This is a genomic window from Novosphingobium sp. Chol11 (assembly GCF_945870625.1).
GTDB lineage: Bacteria > Pseudomonadota > Alphaproteobacteria > Sphingomonadales > Sphingomonadaceae > Novosphingobium.
Window position 1 is genome coordinate 1 of the sequence record NZ_CAMBTS010000170.1, and the last position, 3,431, is coordinate 3,431.

Below are 3,431 nucleotides of genomic sequence, written 5' to 3' on the forward strand. Positions count from 1 at the left end.
TCCGGCAAGAACAACGGAAGCGGCAACGACGATTCCGGCGACGACAGCGATGCGGATGACCACGGCAATTCCGGCAAGAACAACGGGAACGACAAAGGCGATTCCGGCGACGACAGCGATGCGGAAGAAAGCGGCAATTCCGGCAAGAACAACGGAAGCGGCAACGACGATTCCGGCGACGACAGCGATGCGGATGACAGCGGCAACTCCGGCAAGAACAACGGAAGCGGCAACAACGATTCCGGCGATGATGGCGATGCGGAGGAGGCCAGCAATTCCGGCAAGAACATCGGAAGCTCTGACAGTGTCGCCGAAGAGAGCGCCGAGGTCGCCCTAGGAAATGGCAACAGCGGAAACGCGGACAACGTCGCCGAAGTGAGCACCGAGATCGCCCTAGGAAATGGCAACAACGGCAATGGCAACGGCGGCAACGCGGGCAGCGTTAGCGAAGTGAGCCTTGAGACGGGCAACACAGCAGGCGATAAGCCCGTTCGCCGAACACCCGGCCTCTTCATGCACCTTTAGCGACTGATCGCTTAAGGTAGGCCCAGTGGAGGCAAGAGGAGTGGCCGGCATTCTGGGATTGAAACCCCGATCAGCGATGCCGGGCACGAGCGCATCTTCGCCCGGCTCCTCGCTCCTGTCCCGCTTTTCCGGACTGATTGTAGCCGCGGCAGTTGCCGTCATGCTGCTCGCCACCGGTGCTGCCGGAGGCTTCGAAGAGCATCTGCGCCAGTCCCGCGAAGCATTGCTGACCCATCCCGCCAGCGGCAAGATCGTGCTTGTCGAAATCGATGCAAAAAGCCTTGCCAGCGCGGGCCAATGGCCCTGGCCGCGCAAACTTCACGCGCAGATGATCGACCGCCTCAGCGCGATGGGCGCCACCACGATCGGCTTCGATGTCGATTTTTCCGCGCGCAGCAATCCCGTCGACGATGTGGCCCTGGCCAAGGCACTGGCGCAGACCAACGCCAGTGTGATCCTGCCGACATTCCGCCAGCCCGCCTCGGTCGGCAGCACGACATTCAAGGAAAATCTGCCGATCGAGCCGCTGCGCCAGCATGCTTTGCTCGCCTCGGTCAATGTCACGCCCGATCCGGACGGCCAGCTTGCCAGCTATTCCTACGGCGTGGTGACGGCAGGCATTCCCCGGCCCTCGCTGGCGGCGATGCTGGCCGGGACATCGGGGCGGATGGACAGCAAATTTCGGATCGACACCTCGATCGATCCGGCGACATTGCCCCGGATCAGCGCCGATGATGTGCTGGCCGGCCGGGTCGATCCGGCGATGGTGCGCGGCAAGCAGATGGTGATCGGCGCCACCGCAATCGAACTTGGCGATCGCTATGCCACGCCGCAGCACGGCGTCATTCCCGGCGTGATGATCCAGATCCTGGCCGCTGAAACGCTGCTGCGCGGATCGCAAGTGCCCGCCATCGGCCCGCTTGCAGCAGTCGCGGCCACTTTGCTGCTGGTGGCCTTGCTCAGGCGGCTGCATGGGCCATCGCTCCAGACTTTGATCCGCGTGGGCTGGCTCGCGGCGCTGCTGATAACGCCGCTGCTGGCCGAATGGCTGGGGTTTCAGCCTTTCGCGGTGGTGGCGGCCGGGGCGGTGCTCGGCGCGGAATGGCTGTGGACAGCGGCGCGCGCCTTCGCGGTCCGCCTCCAGACCGAGCGCTTGACCGATCTGGCAACCGGCATGCCCAATGCCCGCGCCTTTGCCCGCCATAATGCCGCCAAAGCGGCGGTGTCGGTGGTGGTCGTCCGCTTTCGCTGGTTCGAGGAGATGGACGCTGAGCTCGATGACAAGACCCGGGCGCTCTGGGCGCAGCGCACGCTGGACCGGCTCTCGCTCGGCCTGCCAGGGCAGAGCTTCCATATCGTGGGCCCGGGCAGCATCGGCTGGAGCGAACCCGATGGCGAAACGGCGGCCTTGATCGAGCGCATCGAATCGACCGCAGCGCTGTTTCGCGCGCCGCTACAGCTGGGCGATCGCGCGGTTCTCGCCACGCCCAATTTCGGCATTTGCGGCGGCGAAGGGCGGGCGAGCCGCCAGCTGGTGGCGCAGGCCATGCTCGCCGCGCGCCAAGCCCAGGAGAACGGGCGGTGCTGGTCGGTCCACAACGCCAAGAGCGCCGATGATGCGCAGCGCGCGCTGATCCTGCTGGCCGATATCGAGGGGGCGATCGTGGCGGGCGACATCCGCATCGTTTATCAGCCCAAATGGTCGATCGCCGACGCGCGCATCTGCGGGGCAGAAGCGCTCGTGCGGTGGAACCACCCCGAGCTTGGCCTGATCGCGCCGGACAATTTCATTCCGCTGCTCGAAGAAAGCGGCAACATGGCGCGGCTGACTTTGGCCATCGCCGACATCTGCCTGCGCGATCTGAACAGCTGGCACGATGCCGGAGCGCATATCTCGGTCGCCATCAATATCTCGGCGGCGCTGCTGGAGGACGCCGAGTTCATCGGTGAGCTTCGTGGGAGGCTGGACCGCGCCCCGGCGCTGACCCCGTTCGTAACGCTGGAAGTTACCGAATCCGCCGCGATCAATCAAACCGGGGTGGCCGTGAGCGTGCTCGTGGCTTTGCGCGCGATGGGCGTGCGCGTTTCGATCGACGATTATGGCACTGGCCGCGCGACGCTGGGCTATCTCAAGGCATTCCCGCTCGACGAGGTGAAGATCGACAAGTCGTTCATCACCCATATGGTGAATAACGCCAGCGACCAGATCCTCGTCCGCTCGACCATCGAACTGGCCCGCGAGATGAATTTCAAGGTCGTGGCCGAAGGGGTCGAGGACGCGGTGTGCCTGGCCAAGCTGGCCGAATATGGCTGCAACATCGCGCAAGGCTGGCATATCGGCAAACCCATCGATGCGCGCGCTTTCTGGGACCGGTGGATCGAGGGCAGCGCGCAAGGCGGCGCAGCGCTGGCGGCTTAGCGGCCGCGCGCCTTGCTGATGGTGAGCGGAGGGTTGCCGGGGTGCGTGCTTGGGCGTGCCGCGATCCTGTTGGATTTGGATTTCGGGCGCACGGGTGCGGCGTCTGGGCAGAGGGGGGATCGCGCGACCGGTGCGGCGCCTGCACTGGCGCTGCGGGGAGGGCGTCGTGTTCTGCTTAGGGTGCGAGTGGCCGGGAGGGCAGATCCTCTCCGGCGCAGCCATTTTGTCGATCAAAGCCCAAAACCGGGGGAGCGGCTCGCCTGCGTGCCGGTTTCTTGACAGCGCCTGGGGATCTGAGATCGCCAAACGCCCGATGGACCATGACCCTGTGCTGGCGCGGTAAGTCGCCTGATCAAGGACTTGGGGAAACCGCCCCACCTTGAACCCGCAGCCCGCACCGGTCGCATCAGCCTTTCCCGGTGAGGGCAAAGGCCGAAAGAGCGAAGGCAAGGCCGGCCAAGCCCGCTCCCGATCTGCGGGGGCATTT

General features: G+C 65.2%; 1 protein-coding gene and 1 pseudogene. Both read left to right on the forward strand.

Translation table 11 applies throughout. The annotated features are described in order from the left end of the window. Window positions 1-525, forward strand: a pseudogene (locus Q0O40_RS15690) (hypothetical protein); the annotation flags it as partial. A gap of 160 nt (window positions 526-685) precedes the next feature. Continuing rightward, window positions 686-2,944 carry an EAL domain-containing protein gene (locus Q0O40_RS15695; RefSeq protein ID WP_295532055.1) on the forward strand — a complete coding sequence of 753 codons (2,259 nt, stop codon included), beginning with the start codon at window positions 686-688 and terminating at the stop codon, window positions 2,942-2,944. Window positions 2,945-3,431: the final 487 nt, after the last annotated feature.

Excerpts from the sequence above, each read along its gene's own strand:
- Q0O40_RS15695 (WP_295532055.1), top strand. The coding sequence starts at position 686 with ATGCTGCTCGCCACCGGTGCTGCCGGAGGCTTCGAAGAGCATCTGCGC.